Annotated in this window: 11 protein-coding genes; 3 read left to right on the plus strand and 8 right to left on the minus strand. The window is 73.0% G+C overall.

Annotation, left to right across the window (positions count from 1 at the left end; translation table 11 throughout):
* Positions 1 to 17: 17 nt before the first annotated feature.
* The gene (locus tag ACZ7CF_RS30945; RefSeq protein WP_470371233.1) at positions 18 to 2,564 is read right to left on the minus strand and encodes an AfsR/SARP family transcriptional regulator; all 2,547 of its coding nucleotides are present in this window, start codon (positions 2,562 to 2,564) and stop codon (positions 18 to 20) included.
* A gap of 116 nt (positions 2,565 to 2,680) precedes the next feature.
* Between ACZ7CF_RS30945 and ACZ7CF_RS30950 the strand changes: the two genes are divergently transcribed.
* A complete protein-coding gene (locus tag ACZ7CF_RS30950; RefSeq protein WP_360396267.1) occupies positions 2,681 to 3,142 on the plus strand; it encodes a hypothetical protein in 462 nt (153 codons plus the stop codon).
* 21 nt (positions 3,143 to 3,163) lie between these two features.
* On the opposite strand, the gene ACZ7CF_RS30955 is transcribed toward ACZ7CF_RS30950, so the two are convergent.
* On the minus strand, positions 3,164 to 3,760 hold the full coding sequence (locus ACZ7CF_RS30955) for a TetR/AcrR family transcriptional regulator (RefSeq protein ID WP_360396265.1): 597 nt from the start codon (positions 3,758 to 3,760) through the stop codon (positions 3,164 to 3,166).
* Between the two features lie 99 nt (positions 3,761 to 3,859).
* Between ACZ7CF_RS30955 and ACZ7CF_RS30960 the strand changes: the two genes are divergently transcribed.
* Positions 3,860 to 4,801, plus strand: a complete 942-nt coding sequence (locus tag ACZ7CF_RS30960) for a beta-ketoacyl-ACP synthase III (protein ID WP_360396263.1) — start codon at positions 3,860 to 3,862, stop codon at positions 4,799 to 4,801.
* A 110-nt stretch (positions 4,802 to 4,911) separates the two neighbouring features.
* On the plus strand, positions 4,912 to 6,231 hold the full coding sequence (locus ACZ7CF_RS30965) for a cytochrome P450 (RefSeq protein ID WP_360396261.1): 1,320 nt from the start codon (positions 4,912 to 4,914) through the stop codon (positions 6,229 to 6,231).
* A gap of 112 nt (positions 6,232 to 6,343) precedes the next feature.
* Here the strand turns inward: ACZ7CF_RS30965 and ACZ7CF_RS30970 are convergent, their stop codons facing one another.
* The 6 genes from ACZ7CF_RS30970 to ACZ7CF_RS30995 form a co-directional block, all read right to left on the minus strand.
* Entirely contained in the window at positions 6,344 to 8,581 is a 2,238-nt protein-coding gene (locus tag ACZ7CF_RS30970; protein ID WP_470371234.1) for a type VII secretion system-associated protein, read from the minus strand.
* 11 nt (positions 8,582 to 8,592) lie between these two features.
* The gene (locus ACZ7CF_RS30975; RefSeq protein ID WP_360396257.1) at positions 8,593 to 9,186 is read right to left on the minus strand and encodes a hypothetical protein; all 594 of its coding nucleotides are present in this window, start codon (positions 9,184 to 9,186) and stop codon (positions 8,593 to 8,595) included.
* A gap of 249 nt (positions 9,187 to 9,435) precedes the next feature.
* Positions 9,436 to 10,803, minus strand: coding sequence for an NAD(P)/FAD-dependent oxidoreductase (locus ACZ7CF_RS30980; protein ID WP_360396255.1), 1,368 nt, complete (start codon positions 10,801 to 10,803; stop codon positions 9,436 to 9,438).
* Entirely contained in the window at positions 10,800 to 11,627 is an 828-nt protein-coding gene (locus ACZ7CF_RS30985) for a 4Fe-4S domain-containing protein (protein WP_470371235.1), read from the minus strand. The genes ACZ7CF_RS30980 and ACZ7CF_RS30985 overlap by 4 nt, the downstream gene beginning before the upstream one ends.
* A 176-nt stretch (positions 11,628 to 11,803) precedes the next feature.
* Positions 11,804 to 12,514, minus strand: coding sequence for a DUF4142 domain-containing protein (locus tag ACZ7CF_RS30990; protein ID WP_360396252.1), 711 nt, complete (start codon positions 12,512 to 12,514; stop codon positions 11,804 to 11,806).
* A 91-nt stretch (positions 12,515 to 12,605) separates the two neighbouring features.
* The gene (locus tag ACZ7CF_RS30995) at positions 12,606 to 13,181 is read right to left on the minus strand and encodes a hypothetical protein (RefSeq protein WP_458431301.1); all 576 of its coding nucleotides are present in this window, start codon (positions 13,179 to 13,181) and stop codon (positions 12,606 to 12,608) included.
* Positions 13,182 to 13,190 lie beyond the last annotated feature (9 nt).

Raw genomic sequence — 13,190 nt, forward strand, 5'->3', positions numbered from 1 at the left:
TCGGCCGCGCTCCCCGGTCAGCCGTCCAGCGCCGCCAGCTTGCGCGCCGCCTCCGACTCGCCCCAGCGGAACCCGATCCGCCGCGACAGCTCCCCGGCCTCCGCGTACGACTCCCGCGCCGGACCGGCGCGCCCGGCCAGCTCGTGCACGCTCCCCCGGTCGAGCAGCACCCCGGCCTCGATCTGCCGGTCCCCCACCGACCGCGCCAGCGCCAGCGCCTCGGCCGCCAGCTCCAGCGCCCGGTCGAGCGACCCCAGCCGGCGGTGCGCGTCGGCCGTGTTCGCGAGCGCGTGCAGCTCGCCGGAGCGGTCACCGCACGCCCGGAACGTCCGCAGGGTCTCCTCGTAGCACCCCAGAGCGGCCGGCAGGTCCCCCGAAGCGGCGTGCACCAGCCCGAGGTTCGTGCGGACGTACGCCGCACCCCGCGCGTCGGACAGCTCCTCCCGCAGGGCCAGCGAGGCACCCAGCGACACCAGGGCCGCCGCCAGGTCACGCCGCCGCCAGTGCACGATGCCGAGGTTGTTCAGCAGCACCGCCTCCAGCTGCCGGTCGTGCAACGACCGCGCCAGCTCCAGTGCCCCGGTCCAGTGTGCCAGCGCCTCGGCGAACCGGAACCCGCGCTCGCAGGCGGCGCCGAGCTCCTTCAACGCCAGGGCTTCCGCCCGCACGTCCCCCAGCGACCGCGCCGCCTCCAGCGCCAGCACGTTCAGCTCCGCCCAGTCGGCCAGCTCGGAGCGCCGCCGGAAGTACCACGACAGCCCGGCGGCGAAGGCGATCGCGTCGGCAGGGGACGCCTGGTGGGCGGCGGCGAGGAGGTTGTCGCGCTCCTCCGCGAGCCACAGGTCGCCCGGGTTGTCCGCCAGCGCCTCCAGGTAGTGCTTGTGCAGCCGTTCCAGCGCGAGCGCGCGCTCGGCCGGCGACTCCGCGGCGCGGCACCGCTCGCGGGCGAACAGGCGCAGCAGGTCGTGCACCGCGAACCGGCCCGGCACCGGTTCCTCGACCAGGTGCGCGCCGGCCAGCTCTGCGAGCAGCTCCTCCACGTCCGGCACGTCGGTCAGCGCCCGCGCCGCGGCCACCGCGAAGTCGGGGCCGTCGAGCAGCCCGAGCAACCGGAAGACCCGTGCCGCGGCAGGAGAACCCAGCTCGGCGTAGCTGACCGAGAACGCCGACCGCACCGCCACGTCACCGAGCCGCAGCTCGTCGAGCCGCCGGGTCTCGCCGGCCAGCCGCGCGGCCAGCACCCCGGCCGTCCACTGTGGACCTGCTGCCAGCCGGGCGCCCGCGATCCGCAGCGCCAGCGGCACCCCGCCGCACCACCGCACCAGCTCGGCGGCGCCACCGACCGGACCGGCCGCCCCGGACAGCAGCTGCGTGGCCTCGTCCAGCGGCAGCGCGCCGAGCCGGACGCAGGACGCGCCGGGCAACGCCGTCAGCGGCCGCCGCGACGTGATCAGCACGACCGAGCCGGGACCGGTCGGCAGCAGCCGCCGGACCTGATCGGCCGTGGCGGCGTTGTCGAGCACCACGAGCAGCCGCCGCCCCGCCGTGAGCGACCGGTAGCGCACCGCCTCCTCGTCACCGGGCCGGTCGCCCAGCGCCCGCAGGAACCGGCCGAGCACCCGGTCCGCGGCGCCGTCGGACAGGTCCGCGTACAGCCGGCCGTCCGGGAACGACCCGGCGATCTCGTGCGCCGCCCGCACGGCCAGCGCCGACTTGCCGATGCCCGCCTGCCCGGTGACCACGCACACCGCGACCCGGTCGGGCCGGACCTGCGAGCGGATCAGCGCGAGCTCGCGGGACCGTCCCGCGAACGCGACCACGTCCGGCGGCAGCTGCCGGACCGCCTGCGCGCCAACGGGTTTCGCCCGCAGCAGCTCGGCCTGCAACCGGCGCAGCCGCTCACCGGGCTCCACGCCCAGCTCGTCGGCCAGCACGCCGCGGCACTCCCGGTAGGCCGCCAGCGCCTCGGCCGGCCTGCCCGCGCGGTGCAGCGCGGTCATCTGCTGCTCGCGCAGCCGTTCGTTCAACGGGTGCTCGCGCACCCATTCGGAGAGGTCCGCGACGACCTCGACGTGCCGTCCCAGGTCCAGTTCCGCCTCGGCGCACTCGACCCGTGCCGCCAGCCGCAGCTCCTCCAGCCGGGCGACCACCCCGCGCAGCAGCCCGGACGCGGCGAGGTCGGCCAGCGCGGGCCCGCGCCACAGCGCGAGCGCCTCCCGGTAGCGCTGCGGGGTCCGCTCGCGGCGGGCCACCTCCAGCAGCCCGGTGAACCGGATCAGGTCGAGCTCCGCGGCGTCGACCGACATCAGGTAGCCGGGCGCGCGCGACAGCAGCCGTGAGCCGACGACCTTGCGCAGCTGGTAGACGTAGACCTGGAGGTTCTTCAGCGCGGTCTTGGGCGGTGCGTCGTCCCACAGCACGCTGATCAGCCGGTCGACCGGGATCACCCGCCCGGCCTGGGCGAGCAGCAGCGCGAGCACGGCCCGTTGCTTGGGCGGGCCCAGGTTCAGGCGCGCGCCGTCGTCGCCGTAGCACTCCACCGGCCCCAGCACCCGGAACTCCACAGCGCCTGATCGTAACTACCGGACGCACACCGGACACGTGCCACGCGCTCGTGGTGGTGGCTGGGACGGCGCAAGTACTTGACACAAGCCGTCAAGTACTTGCTATCTTCTGTCAAGTGAGCAGTCAGGAGCAGCTCGAACTGCGCGTGGACCTGATCCGCCTGGTGACCAGCCGGTTGCTGGACCCGCTGGAGATCCTGCTGCCCACCGCCGACCTCGACGCGCTGCACGACCAGGTGCACGCCGACGCGAACACGTGGGCCGAGCAGCTGCTCGGCGGCCGCGACGAGCAGGCGCGGCACCTGGCGATCCGGCTGATGACGGTGCTGTACCCCGGCGACACCCCGTTCGACCCGCCGGAGGGCTGGTGGGCCACCCCGCTGGGCCGGGTCGTCGCGCGCAGGGCCGGTCACCCGAGCCGGCAGCACGTGTCGTTCGGGGTGGCCGGGGCGATGCTCGGGATCACCCGGCAGGGCGTGCACGACCTCGTGAGCCGCGGCAAGCTGCAGCGGCACGCCGACGGCGGCGTGACCGTCGAGTCGATCCAGGTCCGGCTGGCGCAGCGGCGGAACACGTGAGTCCACTTCGGACCTGAGCGGTCAGCGGAACAGGCGCTCCAGCGCGCGACGGGCCCGCGCCGGTGCCGCCGGGTCCTTCTCCAGCTGCAGGAAGTGGTTGAGCGCCAGCATGATCCCGAGCAGCTCGTAGATCAGCTGCTCGACGTCGGTGTCGGGCGGCAGGTCCCCGTCGGACACCGCGCGCCGGATGTGGATGCGCAAGTCGCGGCGCCACAACGCGTTCATGCCCGCCAGCGCGTCGCGCACCGGTCCGCTGCGGCCGTCGAACTCGGCCGTGGCCGCGGTGAAGAAGCAGCCGCCGGGCAGCACGTTGCGTTCCAGGTAGGACACCCAGGCCTCGCAGACGTCCTTCAGCCGCGGCAGCCCGGACGGCAGCTGCTTGACCCGGCGCGGCACCTCGCGCAGGAACACCTCCGCGGCGGCGTCGACGACGGCGAGCTGCAACGCCTCCTTGGTGCCGAAGTGGCCCAGCAGCCCGGCCTTGCTCATGCCGAGCTCGGTCGCGAGCCGGCCGATCGTGAGCCCCTCCAGGCCTTCCTGCGAGGCGATCGCGAGGCTGTGGCCGAGGATGCGCTGCCGCGTCTCACGGGTGTCGGCGGCAGATCGGCGCGGGCTCACGGCCTGATGATAGCCGCGCCGACGATGATCACAGGCCCTTCAGCTACCGACCGATCGGTTGCTATATTCCCGGCGACCCGCCTGCTGAAGGAGCTGACCTTGTCCGGATCCCGTGTTGTCGCGTTCGGCCACCACCAGCCGGAACGGGTGCTGACCAACGCCGACCTGGAGCAGATGGTCGACACGAACGACGAGTGGATCCTGCAGCGCACCGGCATCGCCACGCGCCGCATCGCCGACGACGAGTCCGTCACGGACATGGCCGCCGCGGCCGCCGCCAAGGCCCTCGCCGCGTCCGGGGTGCCGGCGGCCGAGATCGGCCAGGTGATCGTGGCCACGTGCTCGGCGATCGACCGCAGCCCGTCGACCGCGGCCCAGGTCGCCGCCCGGCTCGGCATCCCCTCCGCGGTCGTGTTCGACCTCAACAACGCCTGCGCCGGCTTCTGCACCGCGCTCGCCACCGCAGACCACACCATCCGCGCCGGTGCCGCCCGGCACGCGCTGGTGGTCGGCGCCGAGAAGATGTCGGACCTGGTCGACTGGACCGACCGCAGCTCGTGCATCCTGCTCGGCGACGGCGCGGGCGCCGCCGTGCTCAGCGCCTCGGAAGACCCGGCGATCGGCCCGGTGGTGTGGGGCTCCGACCCGACCAGGAGCGGCGCCGTCCGGCTCGTCGACGAGTGGCAGCCGCGGTTCGCCCAGGAGGGCCAGGCCGTGTTCCGGTGGGCCACCAGCGAGCTGCCCGCGATCGCCAGGCAGGCCTGCGAGCGGGCGGGCATCGCCACCACCGACCTCGCCGGCGTCGTCACGCACCAGGCCAACCTGCGGATCGTCGAGGCGCTCACCCGCAAGCTCGACCTGTCCGATGACGTGGTCATCGCACGTGACGTCGTCCACTCCGGCAACACCTCCGCGGCCTCCGTCCCGCTCGCGCTGTCCAAAATGGCGGAACGCGGCGAGCTGCCCTCGGGTGCTCCGGTGCTGCTCTTCGCTTTCGGCGGCGGGCTGTCGTGGGCCGGCCAGGTCGTCACCACTCCCTGAGAACGGGCGTACCTACCTGGGTACTAGATCTCAGGTATGACGACACGCGCACGGTCCTGTCGCTATTGTCCGATCCCTCAGCCCCCTTGCCGCCGAAGGGAAACCGTCTCATGAAGCAGATGCTGCGGTCGGGCACGGACGTGCGCTCCCGACTGACCGAGTGGGTGGGACGGCGCCTGCTCGCCCGGCTCAGCCGAACCGGCTTCGACCTGGAGTCGTCGTGGTTCGTGCCGTCGCGCGTGCTGGCCCCGCTGCGCCGCAACGGTGTGGACCCGGTCCCGGAGCTCGCGCGGATGCACGCGCACGGCCCGGTGACCAGGCTGCCACTGCCCGTGCCGGTCTGGCTGGTGACCGGCCACGAGGCGTCCAAGCAGGTGCTCGTCGACGTCGAGGCGTTCAGCAACGACTTCGGCCACCTCAAGGAGCTGGGCCTGTTCGCCGACGAGGCGCCGGGTGGCCTGGGCTTCAGCGACCCGCCGGAGCACACCCGGCTGCGCAAGGTGCTGACGCCGGAGTTCACCATGCGCCGGCTGTCGCGGCTGGTGCCGCGGATCGAGCAGATCGTCGCCGACCAGCTCGACCTGATGTCGATGAAGGACGGCGCCGTCGACCTGGTCGAGGACTTCGCGCTGCCGGTGCCCGCGCTGACGATCTGCGAGCTCCTCGGCGTGCCGCTGAGCGAGCGCGAGGAGTTCCAGCGCCGCAGCGTCGCCCGCTTCGACCTGGCCGGCGCCGCCACCGCGTCGCTGTCGGCGGTGTCGGAGTCCATCGTCTACTTCCGCGAGCTGGTGCGCGCACAGCGGTCCAACCCGAGCGACGGCCTGCTCGGCGAGCTGATCCGCAAGCACGGCGACGACCTGGACGACGACGAGCTCGCCGGCCTCGCCGACGGCCTGCTCACCGGCGGCTTCGAGACCACCGCCAGCATGATCTCGCTCGGCACGCTCGCACTGCTGCGCTCCACCGAGCTGATGGAGCAGGTCCACGGCGACGAGAAGGCGGTGAGCTCGCTGGTCGACGAGCTGCTGCGGCACCACACGGTCGTGCAGGTCGCGTTCCCGCGCATCGCCCGCCGCGACGTCGACGTGGCCGGCACGCGGGTGAAGGCGGGCGACATCGTCGTGTGCTCGCTGTCGCAGGCGAACCGCGACACCGACGTGTACTCCGACCCCGACCGGATCTGCCCGTCCCGCGCGGCGGGCCAGCACCTGGCGTTCGGCTACGGCGCCCACCGCTGCATCGGCGCGGAGCTGGCCAAGATGGAGCTGCGGATCGCCTACCCGGCACTGGTGCGGCGGTTCCCGCAGATGCGCCTGGCCGTCGAACCGGGGGCGCTCGCGTTCCGCAGGCTGTCGATCGTGTACGGCCTGGAGTCGCTGCCGGTCCACCCCGGCAAACCGACGACGTCGGCGCACGAGCTGCTCAGCTGAGCCACGGCGGGCGGTCGTGCCGGTGTCCTGTTCGGACTGCGCCTGCGCGTGCCCGCTCGGCTCCCGGCCGTGACCACCTCCGGTGCGCCGTGCCCGACGCGGACCGTGCCGGTCATGGGCGCAAGGCGGCCGTCAGCAGCAGGAGCTGAGCGGTGTCACCGGGGTTGAGCAGGATCTCGACCTCGTCCGGGACCACCTCGGCCAGCCGGTCACCGACGACCCGGTGCCACCGCACCGCGGGCAGCCGCCGCTTGTGCAGCTCCGCCGTCACGACCGCGACGCACGGCCGGCCGTCCGGGGACCGCAGCAGCCGCAGGTGGCCCCGCTCGTCGGTGGCGATCTCGACGACGGTGCCGGCGAGCAGGCCGAGGAGCCGCGCACCGGCGGCCTCGTCGGTCAGGACCCGCCTCAGCAGTGCGTGCACCGGATCGGTCGGCAGCGCCCTGGTCTGCGGCACGTACAGCGGGTTCGGCTGGAACGGGCCGAGCCCACCGTCCCCGTCGACCGCGTACGCGCCCACGAGCGCGTCGACCGGCACCGGTGCGCCCGCCGTCCAGCCGGGGTCGGGCAGGCGGTACCAGCCGTCCTGCCGCACGGCGAGCCGGTGCGGCTCCAGCAGGTGGACCTCGGCCACCTGCGTCCAGTCCGGCTCGTCGGACAGCTCGTAGCGGGCGGCCCGGTGACCGGCGCGCGCCGCGAGCCGCAGCCAGTGGCCGCCCTCCTCGGCCTCGCCGCGGTAGCGCAACCGGATGCCGAGCGCGTACGCGGCCAGCACCTCCCCGGACTCCGCGAGGTCGCCGATCACGAAGCTGACCCCGTGCTCCCCGTCCAGGGCGAAGGTGCCGCGGGTCAGCGTCGCCGGCAACGCCGCGGCCGCGCGCCGCCACCAGAGCTCGGCCTCGGCGGCGTCCCCCTCCTCCTCGGCCAGCCGGCCCAGGTGGTGGGCGCTCAACGGGAACCCGGCCTCGGCCGACTCCCGCCACCACCGCCGTGCCGCGTCGAGGTCGCCGCGGTCGTGGTGCAGCTGCCCGAGCGAGTGCGCGGCGAGTGCGTTGCCACCGCGGACCGCCTCCCGCAGCACCTCGGCCGCCTCGTCGACGCGGCCCCGCGCCACCAGCAGGTCGCCCAGCAGACCCGCCGCGACGGCCGCGGCCTGCCGCACCCGGTGCGCGTACTCGTCGCCGGTGGTCCTGACCATCGCCTCGCCGGCCGGGGTGGTCATGGCCATCCGGAGCACGGCCTCCGCCTCGGGCGCACCGCGCCGCACGAGCACCACCCCCAGCCCGCTCACCGCGACCCAGTCGCCGACCTCGACGGCCCGCCGGTACCAGTGCTCGGCCTCGTCGAGGCGGCCGAGCCGGTTGTACAGCGCCGCGAGGTCGTTGAACGCGGGCCGGAACTGCCGCCGCGCCGCGAGGGTGTACCAGCGCACGGCGTCCTCGACGGCCCCGGTCACGTCGGCGAGGTGGCCCAGCCGGAACGCGGCGGCACCGCTGCCGGCCTCCGCCGCCGCGGTGTACGCGGCGAGCGCGGCGTCCCGGTCGCCCTCCTCCGCGATCCGGTCGGCCTCCGCGCACAGCCGGGTGGCCTCGGCGGGTTCCGGGTCCCCGTCCAGCTCCGGGAAGCGGACGAACCCGGAACCGTCCGCCGTCAGGTGGGCCGCGAAGGCGTAGAACTCCGCCGCCCCCTGCCGTGCCACGACGTCCTTCCGCGTGGCACCCCGGTGCCAGTGGTCCGGGTAGAACACCTGCACCGCGGCACGTTCCCCGGTGGCACCGTTCCCCATCGAGGTCTCCGCGGTGACCGCGAGCCCGGCGGTGACCGCGGCCGTGTCCTCGCCGCGGCGCAGGTGCACGACCAGCGTCCACCGCACCAGGTCGACCACGTTCGTCACCGGGGCCAGCACCAGCTCGGCGACCTCCCCCGCCGCCACCCGCAACGGCAGGGTCGTGGCGCCGTCGAGTCCGCGCGTGGTGCCGCGGTCCAGGTCCACCTCGACGTCGGGAGCCGCCAGCGGCGCGTACGCGGCGCCCGACCGCACCACCTCCTCGACGAAGTCCGGTGTCAGCGGCGCGGTGTGGTGGTTGTGGACCAGGCTGACCCCGTCGGCGTCCAGCGGCAGCTCCAGGACCTGCGCGATGCCGACCCGTTCGACCACGACCGCGCCGCGCACCCGCAGCACGACGTTGTGCCCCGTGAGCGGGACGTGCTCGGCCACCGGCCCGGTGACCGGTCCCGGAGCGATGACCGCGCTCATGTGGGTGCGGGTGCTGACCTCGACCACGCCGGCGAACGCGGGGTCCTCGACCACCACCGGCACGACCCGGACGGGGTGGGTCAGCACGTACACGCGACCTCCCGTCACCGCACCGCCCCGGGGTAGCGGGCGGCGGTGCGGAACGGCCAGTGCCCGAGCCCGACGCGCAGGGACCCGCTGCGCCGCCCGCACACCCAGTCCAGGTGCAGCACCCACTCGACGTCGCCCTGCTCGGTGACGACCTTGAGGTCGAACGCCTCCGACTCGTGCAGGCCGACCTCGTAGGGGAAGTCGGTGTCCCCCAGCGCACGCAGCCGTGGAGGCGTGGCGTCGAGCAGCACCTCGAACCGGCGGCGGGGCACCGCGGCGGCGTGCCGGTTCAGCGGCCCTGACCGGTCGGTCCTGGTGAGCACCTCGACCCGCAGCTCGGCGAGCACCACCGGAGTCCTGGACACGCCGGTGACGATCAGCTGCACGGAGTGGCCGCTGGCCGGCACGTCCACGACCCGGTCGCCGTCGGTGAGGGAGACGTAGTCGAGGTTGCGCAGCCGCACGTCGACCACGAGCGGGTCGGCGCCGGGATCGTCCTCGGGCACCTCGGGTGGCACGTGCACGGTGACCGGGCCGTTGATCGTGCCCACCTGGAGGGCGACGCCGTTGACGGTTCCGATCTCGTTGCGCACCGGCGGATCGCTCATGGCGACGACGTTATCGGGGCACCGGCGGGCCCAGTGGTGGATTCCACCTGACCGCGGGACTGGAAAGGCCGGTGTGGCGGCCCGGGAGCCCACCGGGCCGCCACACCGCTGTGGACGCGAGAGGGCGAGGCCGGCCCCACCGGCGCGGTACGAGCGCACGCCGCGGGCGTCTGGTCCGCCACCTGGCCGCGCGGCGCGTCGGAGTCGCTCGTCGCCGCTTGCCCTGTACCGGTGGGGCCGGCCTCGGATCTAGGGCCTCGCGCGTCCTCCGCCCGAGCGCACCATCTCCGGCCTCGACCGCGAGTGCCTCCGCCGCTGCAAAGGCGGGGACGTCGACGACGAGACCGACGGGGGAACCGACGATGCGCGGGCGGCGACTGGTTCGGGAACGGGGATCTGGGTGGTGGGCAGCGGCTGCGGGGTCTCCTCGGCCGGCTGGGTCCACACCGGACGGCTGAGGTCCACGGTGTTCTGCCGGAACAGCTCCGGCGTCTCGGTGATGATCTTGCCGGGTTGTTCGAGGCCGACGATGCCGACGAGCTTGCCGTCGGCGATGAAACCGGTCAGGCCGTTGACGTCGGTGGTGTCGGTGCCCAGCACGGGCAGGCCCGCGCCCTGCACGCGCATGCCGTACTGCTCGGTCCAGAACCGCGGGACCGGCGTGTAGGGCTTGGCGGAGTTGCGGCCCACCAACAGGTTCTCGGCTGCCGCGCGGCCGCCCTCGACCGCGTTCAGCCAGTGCTCGACGCGGCGGACGACGCCGTTGAAGCGCAGGTTCGGCCACCGGGCCACGTCACCGCAGGCCACGATGTTCTCGGCGCCGACGACGTGGTTGGTCGCGTCGCAGAGCACGCCGTCCTCGATGACGAGGCCGGAGCCGCGCAGCCAGTCGACAGCGGGCGAGGCGCCGACGGCGAGCACGACGCAGGAGGCGAAGAACACCTGGCCGTCGCTCAGGTGGATGCCGATGCCGCCGGGCTGGCGCACCCAGTGCTTGATGCCGACGCCGGTGGCCAGCCGCACGCCGTGCTCGACGTGCGCCTCGGTGATCTTCTTGCCGATGTCGTCGCCGACGACACCGCCCAGCAACGCGGGCGACCGGACGATGAGGGCCACGTCGCGGCCCATGTGCCGCACGGAGCAGGCGAGCTCGCAGCCGATGAAGCCACCGCCGATGACGGCGACGAGCCCCTGCGACTGGCGGATGTTCCTGCGGATCGCGACCGCGTCGTCCAGCGTGCGCAGCACGTGCACCCGCGGGTCGTGGCGCGGCGCCCCGCCCATCGCCCTGGCGTCCACGCCGGTGGCGATGATCATGCCGTCGTACTTGATCTCCTCACCGCCGGGCACCCAGACGGACTGCGTCTTCGGGTCCAGGTGCAGCGCGGGGGAGTTGAGGCGCCACTCGGCGTCGAGGTCGCCCGAGTACGACAGCAGCGAGTCGTCGGGGTGCCACTCCCCCGTGATGATCTGCTTGGACAGGCATGGGCGGTGGTACGGGAGGTGGCGTTCGGCCGACAGGATCGTGATCCTGCCGTCGAAGCCCATCTCGCGCAGCCGTTCCGCGGAGCGGACTCCACCGAGTCCGCCGCCGACGACCACAATCCGCTCGCTCACTTCACTCGCTCCCTGATCTCGATCGCGCGCATGGGGCACGCGCGGGCGGCCGACCGCGCCTGGGCGAAGTGCTCCTCCGGCGGGCGGCGGTTGTAGGTCAGGCGGTTGTCCTCGATCAGCTGGAAGACGTCGGGGGCCTCCGCCTGGCAGGTGCCGTAGCGGTGGCACTTCTCGTTGTTGACGCTGACGTCCATCGCGTCGCCCTCGCCGATGCCGGGCTCCTTGCCCCGCTCGGGCTCCAGCATGCCGATGCGCATCAGCACCTCCGGGGGCAGGAACCGCGCCAGGGCGAGGGTCGCGGTGGGGACGAGGATCGTGAGGCCGGCGAGCCACAGCACGGACAGGTTGCCGTTCGCGATGGCGCCGAACCAGGAGTGCACAACGGTGATCGCCACGGCGATGTACGCCGTCTGGTGGAACCGCAGCCACTTGCGGTAGAAGACCTTGTGCCGCATGGACGCCAGGATGGCGATAGCGGCCATGACCTCCAGTCCGAGGATGCCGAGGGCGTGCCGGAAGAGGCCGCCGTCGACGAAGGGCAGGATGAGCTTGACGTAGCTGAACGCCCCGTTCTGCAGCAACGTGAACGCAAAGGCGTGCACCGCACCGAACGCGATCGCGAGCGACGCGAGCACCATGTGCCCGTTCTTCAGTCCTTCCCGGCCGGTGAGCTTCTCGGCCCACCCGGTCGCGATGAGCACGCCCCAGGACAAGGTCGCGCACATGAAGACGTAAGCCAGCCTGGCGGAGAGTTGGGCCATCTTCTTCAGGCCCGAGTCGAACTCGGACGCCTGGGCCACCAGGAGCGGAATCTGGCTGGACAACAACACTTCCTCCGAACGAACTCCGAACGGGTGAAACTCTCGCGGGAACCCGCCCGGTCCTGCGGTGCAGGAGTGGGCACAGCAGGGCCGGGCGGGTGGGAACAGGTCCGCGTTGGAGTGCCTCTTACCCGGGGACACCACCTCCGTTTCCCGTTTTCAGACGGGGTCTTGCAGACTCACCGCACCGGCCGTCGCGGGCGGAGGACTCGGAGCAGGAGGATCGTCAGGACCACTCCCGCGGCGGTGACCGTGAGGATCACCCACATGTTCGGCCCCTCACCGGAGGCCAGGGTCGCGTTGATGATGCCGCCGGCGGGCACGGGCTCGGCGAACGCGGCGTCACCCGCGAGGCCGGTGCTCTCCAGCAACGTCATGTGCTTCATCACCACGTCGATGCCGACCTGCGCGAACGGCCGGATGAGGTCGTTGCGGGTCTGGATGCGCACCTTCGCGACGAACGCGAACACCGATCCGTGCGCCGCGCGCAGCCGGTCGGCGAACGCCTGGTCGAACGCGGCGCCCTCCAGGCCGTTCAGCTCGTCCATCCAGGACTGCTGCGCCGCGCTGGGCAGGTCGGGGATCGGGACGTTCAGCTGGGCCGAGAGCTTCTTCACCGCCTCGTCCAGCTTCATGTGGTCGAGCATCAGCTGCTTCCCGACCACCTTCACGCGCGGGTTCTGCGCCTTGGTCTGGGCGAGCTCGCCCATCGGCATCTCCCACAGACCGGCCTGGCGCACCTTCACCAGGAGGTCCCGGTCGTTCGCGGTCAACGGGCCGCCTTCGGCCTGCACCGTTCCCCCGGTGTCCGCGGGCTGGGCGGACGCGGTGACCGCACCGCCGGAGAACAGGAACAACATCGCCAAGACGGTGGCGAGGGCTCTGGTCATCGTCTTGAAGTCCTCGTTGTCCAGGAAGTTGGTTCTGGGAGTTGGTTCAGGAAGTTGGTTCGGGGAGTCGGTTCCGGGGATCGGCACGAGGTCAATAACCGGGTGCGGCCGCGGACGACGAGGGCGGTGGCGCCGTCGGCGTGGCACCGGTCGTACCGGTTTTCGCGTTGTTCTGGGCCTTGCCGCCGGTGATCTTGGCGCCGTTGGGGGCGGTGGCGAACCACACGCCGCCCTTGGCCTGGCCCTTGAGGTCACCGGCCGTCTCGTCCTCGGCGAACGTGTACTGCGGCCACCCGGCGATCGTGAGCTGCTTCGTGCCGTCGGACCTGGTCACGGTCCCGATGAGACCGGGGTCCACGCCGGCGGCCATCGGGTCGTTGTCGGCCTTCACCGGCTTCCACGCCTTCGCGCACTCACCCTCGCAGTTGGACTTCGCGGGTTTGGGCGTGTCCTTGTCGTACCGGTAGAGCGGCAGGCCGTCGCCGTCGGTGACGTGCCAGCCGACCTGCGCGGACTCCGCCACCGCGAGCAGCGTGACCTTGCTCAGGTCCGCCGGTGCGGCCTTGAGACCGCCATCGGGCGTGGTGGCGGGCGTTTGCGAGCTGCCGCACGCGGTGAGGCTGAGAGCCAGTGCCGCCAGGGCGGTGACGGCCTGTCCACGTCGCATCGGCAGGGT

The organism is Lentzea sp. NPDC036955, from assembly GCF_055608005.1.

Bases quoted from the DNA above. Each gene is read 5' to 3' on its own strand.
- ACZ7CF_RS30990 (WP_360396252.1), bottom strand. From the start codon at position 12,514: ATGACCAGAGCCCTCGCCACCGTCTTGGCGATGTTGTTCCTGTTCTCC.
- ACZ7CF_RS30995 (WP_458431301.1), bottom strand. From the start codon at position 13,181: ATGCGACGTGGACAGGCCGTCACCGCCCTGGCGGCACTGGCTCTCAGC.
- ACZ7CF_RS30965 (WP_360396261.1), top strand. From the start codon at position 4,912: ATGAAGCAGATGCTGCGGTCGGGCACGGACGTGCGCTCCCGACTGACC.
- ACZ7CF_RS30975 (WP_360396257.1), bottom strand. From the start codon at position 9,186: ATGAGCGATCCGCCGGTGCGCAACGAGATCGGAACCGTCAACGGCGTC.